This window comes from Streptomyces sp. FH025, from assembly GCF_017427025.1.
Lineage (GTDB): Bacteria > Actinomycetota > Actinomycetes > Streptomycetales > Streptomycetaceae > Kitasatospora.
Genome location: NZ_JAFLNG010000707.1, coordinates 1 through 3,963, shown reverse-complemented (window position 1 = coordinate 3,963; position 3,963 = coordinate 1). Strand labels below are relative to the sequence as shown.

The window sequence follows — 3,963 nt, the reverse complement described above, 5'->3', positions numbered from 1 at the left end:
GACCGGCCGGGGCGGGCAAGACCACCGTCGCCCGGTACTGGGCCGAGCGCCGGACCACCCCGACCGCCCACATCAGCCTGGACGACGTCCGCGAGTGGGTGCAGTCCGGCTTCGCCAACCCGCAGTCCGGCTGGAACAACGCCTCCGAGGCGCAGTACCGGCTGGCCCGTCGCACCTGCGGCTTCGCCTGCCGCAACTACCTGGCCAACGGCATATCCTGCATCATCGACGACGCCGTCTTCCCCGACCGCCCGGCGATCGGGCTCGGCGGCTGGAAGCGGCACATCGGGCCCGGCATGATCCCGGTCGTCCTGCTGCCCAGCCTGGACTCGGTGCTGCGCCGCAACGCCCGCCGCAGCGGCAACCGGCGGCTCGGCGACGAGGAGGTGGCGCGCATCCACGGGCGGATGGCCGGCTGGTACAACTCCGGGCTGCCGATCATCGACAACTCCCACCTGGACGTCGCCGGTACGGCCGCCGAGCTGGACCGCGTCATCCTGGCCCGGCTGATGGGCATGCCGGTCCGCTGACCGGCGCCCGGCGGGCCTGTCGGTGCGGGCTGCGATGATGGGAGCGTCCCGTGAGGGGACCGTCCCGTCGCAGCACCCGGAGGAGCTGACGCCCGTGCCGGAAGGCCACATCATCCACCGCCTCGCCGCCGAGAACCGGAAGGCCTTCGCCGGCCGCCCGGTGAGGGTCTCCAGCCCGCAGGGCCGCTTCGCCGACGAGGCCAAGGTGATCGACGGGCAGCTGCTGACGGGTGCGGAGGCCACCGGCAAGCACCTCTTCCTCGGCTTCGAGGAGGGCGCCTGGGTGCACATCCACCTCGGCCTCTACGGCGGCTTCACCTTCGGCACCGGCCCCGCGCCGGAGCCCGTCGGCCTGGTCCGGCTCCGGCTGGCCACCGACGACGGCTACGCCGACCTGCGCGGTCCCAACACCTGCGCGCTGGTCACCGACGCCGAGAAGGCCGCCGTCGCCGCCCGCCTCGGCCCCGACCCACTGCGCGCCGACGCCGACCCGGAGGCCGCCTGGCGCCGGATATCGGGCAGCCGCACGACCGTCGCGGCGCTGCTGATGGACCAGAAGGTGCTGGCCGGGGTCGGCAACGTCTACCGCGCCGAGGTGCTGTTCCGCCACCACATCAACCCGCACCGGGCCGGCCGCGACCTCACCCGCGCCGAGTGGGACGCGATCTGGGCCGACCTGGTCGCCCTGATGCACGAGGGCGTCGCCGCGGGCCGGATCGACACCGTCCGGCCCGAGCACACTCCCGAGGCGATGGGCCGTCCGCCCCGGGTGGACGACCACGGCGGCGAGGTCTACGTCTACCGCCGCGCCGCGATGCCCTGCCTGGTCTGCGGCACCGACGTCCGTACCGAGGAGCACGCCGCGCGCAACCTCTTCTGGTGCCCGAGCTGCCAGGCCGCCTGAAAGGGTGATCGGCCCGCCGGCCCGGCGCCCAGCCCGTAGGCTGGGGCCCGGGCCGGTCGGAGGGAGCAGGCGGATGGAGCATCAGGCGCGGTGGACGGCCGCGGTGTGCGGGAACGGCACCCGGCGTGCGGACCGGCTCCGGTGAGGCCGCGTCAGATCCGTCCGCCGCACGGCCCGTTCGTCAACCGTCAGCCGGAACTCGCGGCGCTGACGGAGGCCTTGGGCCGGGCCGAGTCGGGCGGTCCGGCGATCGTGGTGTTCACCGGCCTCGGCGGGGTCGGGAAGACCGAGCTGATCGCCGAGTTCACCGAGAAGTACCGGTGGCGCTTCCCGGACGGGGACCTCTACGCGGACCTGCGGGCCTACCGGCACCAGGGCGGGGTGGACCTGCCCGGACTGCTGGCGGGCTTCCTGCGGGACCTCGGCGCGAAACCGCCGACGGTGGAGGCGGAGCGGTTCACCATGTTCCGGACGGTCACCGCCGAGCGCCGCTGCCTGTTCTTCCTGGACAACGTCGAGCACGCCGCCGAGGTCCGCGCGCTGCTCCCGTCCAGCGGGCTGGTGGTGGTCGCGAGCCGTCGGCGGCTGCCCGCGCTGCGGATGGACGGCGCCGAGGTGCGGCAGCTCGGGCCGCTGAGCGCGAGCGCCGGTGCCGAGCTGGTGCGCACGTGGCTGGGCTCGGAGCGGGGCACCGACGAGGAACTGGCGGCGCTGGTCGAGCTGTGCGGCGGGCTGCCGCTCGCGCTGAACGCGGTCGGGGGCCAGCTGCTGGACCGCGAGAGCCTGCCGATCGCCCGGGTCGTCGCCGAACTGCACGACCGGGAGGGCCGGTTGGCCATGCTGGACGACGAGGGAAGCGACCTCGGCCCGACCTACGACCTGGTCTACGAGCGGCTGTCGGAGCACGGCCGGGCGCTCTACCACCTGATCGGCGTGCACCCCGGCCCCTTCGTGTCGGCCGAACTGGCGCACGCGGCGGGCGTCGAGCGGCCCGCGAAGGCCCTGGACGAACTGCGCGCCGTGCACCTGGTGGACGAGGTGCTGGACGCGGACTCCGAGACGCGCTTCCGCGCCCATGACGTGGTGCGGCTGCACGCCTTCGGCCGGACCCGTGAGCTGCCCGAGCGGGCCGAACTGCTCGCCCGGGTCGTGGCGTACTACCGGGGCCGGGCCTCGGTGGCGGACCGGGCGCTGATGGGACCGCGACTGCGCCTCCAGGACCCGAGCGGCGAGGAACTGCCCGGCTTCGCCTCCGGCGAGGCGGCGTTGGAGTGGCTGTACGCGGAGCGGGCCAACCTGCGCGCGGTGGTGGAGGAGGCCGCCCGGCAGGGGTGGCACGGCGAGGTGTGGCGGCTCTGCGAGTCGCTCTGGCCGCTCTACCACGGCCGCAAGCTCTACCTGGACTGGATCGCCACCCACGAGTGCGGGGTGGAGTCGGCCCAGTGGGACAACCAGCCCGATGCCGTGGTCCGGATGCGCAACCAGCTGGCCCGCGCGCACTACGAGCGCAGGGAGTTCGCGTCGGCCGCCGAGCAGTTGGCGCTCGCCGCGGAGCAACTGCCGTTGGTGGTCAACCGCCAGGTGGCGGGCGTGCTCCACGAGACGGAGGGCCTGCTGCGCCTGGCCGACGGCCGTCCGGACCTGGCGGTGGAGCGGTTCACGCTGGCCCTGGCGGAGAACCGGGGCGACCCCCACGGCGAGATCGTCCAGAGCTACAACCTGGCGCAGGCGCTGATCGGTGACGGCCGCCCGGAGGAGGCGCTGACCGTCCTGGCCTCGGCCACCGAGGTGGCCGAGGCCACCGGGGACCACGACATGCTGACCAAGCTGCCGCTGGTCCGGGCCCGGGCGCACCGGGCGCTCGGCCAGCTCGACCTGGCGATCGTCCACGCCGGCGAGTGCGCCGACCGGGCCAGGGCCCGGAAGCAGTACCCGAAGGAGGCCCAGGCGCACACCCTGCTGGTCGCCCTCGCGGAGGAGCGGGACGACCCGGAGCTGGCGGAGCGCAGCCGGGCGCGGCTGCGCGAGATCCAGGCCTGAGGCCTGTTCCTGTGGCCTGTTCCTAGGGGCCGGTGCTGAAGGAGACCCGGGTGCGGTGCTCGCCGGTGCGGACGGTGAGTCCGTGCTCGGGGAGGCGGGCCGGGTCGCCGCCGTCGGCGAGCCAGCAGGCCACGGCGGCGCCGAGCAGCAGCGGGTCGATGCGGGGTTCCGGGTCGGCCCAGTCCCGTTCGGCGCGGGCCTCCAGCAGCAGGCCGTCGTGGAGTCGCAGCAGGTGGAGCGCCGGGCCGAGGGCGGCCACCGCGACGGCGAGGCCGGGGAGTTCGGCGGCGGTGTCGGCGAGCCAGCGGATCGCGGGCAGTTCGGCGCGGGGCTCGGTGCGGGCCAGGACCTCCGCGGTGTAGCGCAGTGCGTCTCCCGGGTGGTCGTCGGTGAGCGCGTGGATGCCGCGCGGGGTGTGGTCGCCCGGGTCGACGGGGTAGCGCCGCAGGCTCACCTCCGTGCCCTCGCTCTTGCCCTCGACGTCGTACG

General features: G+C 74.8%; 3 protein-coding genes and 1 pseudogene. 3 read left to right on the top strand and 1 reads right to left on the bottom strand.

Translation table 11 applies throughout. From position 1 onward, the window contains the following. From J0670_RS32450 to J0670_RS32440, 3 genes are all read left to right on the top strand, one after another. Positions 1–530, top strand: a 530-nt coding sequence (locus J0670_RS32450) for an AAA family ATPase (protein WP_207815639.1), incomplete at its 5' end; no start/stop codon positions are given. Between the two features lie 94 nt (positions 531–624). Beyond that, positions 625–1,434: an Fpg/Nei family DNA glycosylase gene (locus tag J0670_RS32445; RefSeq protein WP_207815638.1), complete on the top strand. Its 810-nt coding sequence runs from the start codon at positions 625–627 to the stop codon at positions 1,432–1,434. A 141-nt stretch (positions 1,435–1,575) separates the two neighbouring features. After that, positions 1,576–3,474 carry an AAA family ATPase gene (locus J0670_RS32440; protein WP_207815637.1) on the top strand — a complete coding sequence of 633 codons (1,899 nt, stop codon included), beginning with the start codon at positions 1,576–1,578 and terminating at the stop codon, positions 3,472–3,474. A 22-nt stretch (positions 3,475–3,496) separates the two neighbouring features. Here the strand turns inward: J0670_RS32440 and J0670_RS32435 are convergent. Then, positions 3,497–3,963, bottom strand: a pseudogene (locus J0670_RS32435) (hypothetical protein); the annotation flags it as partial.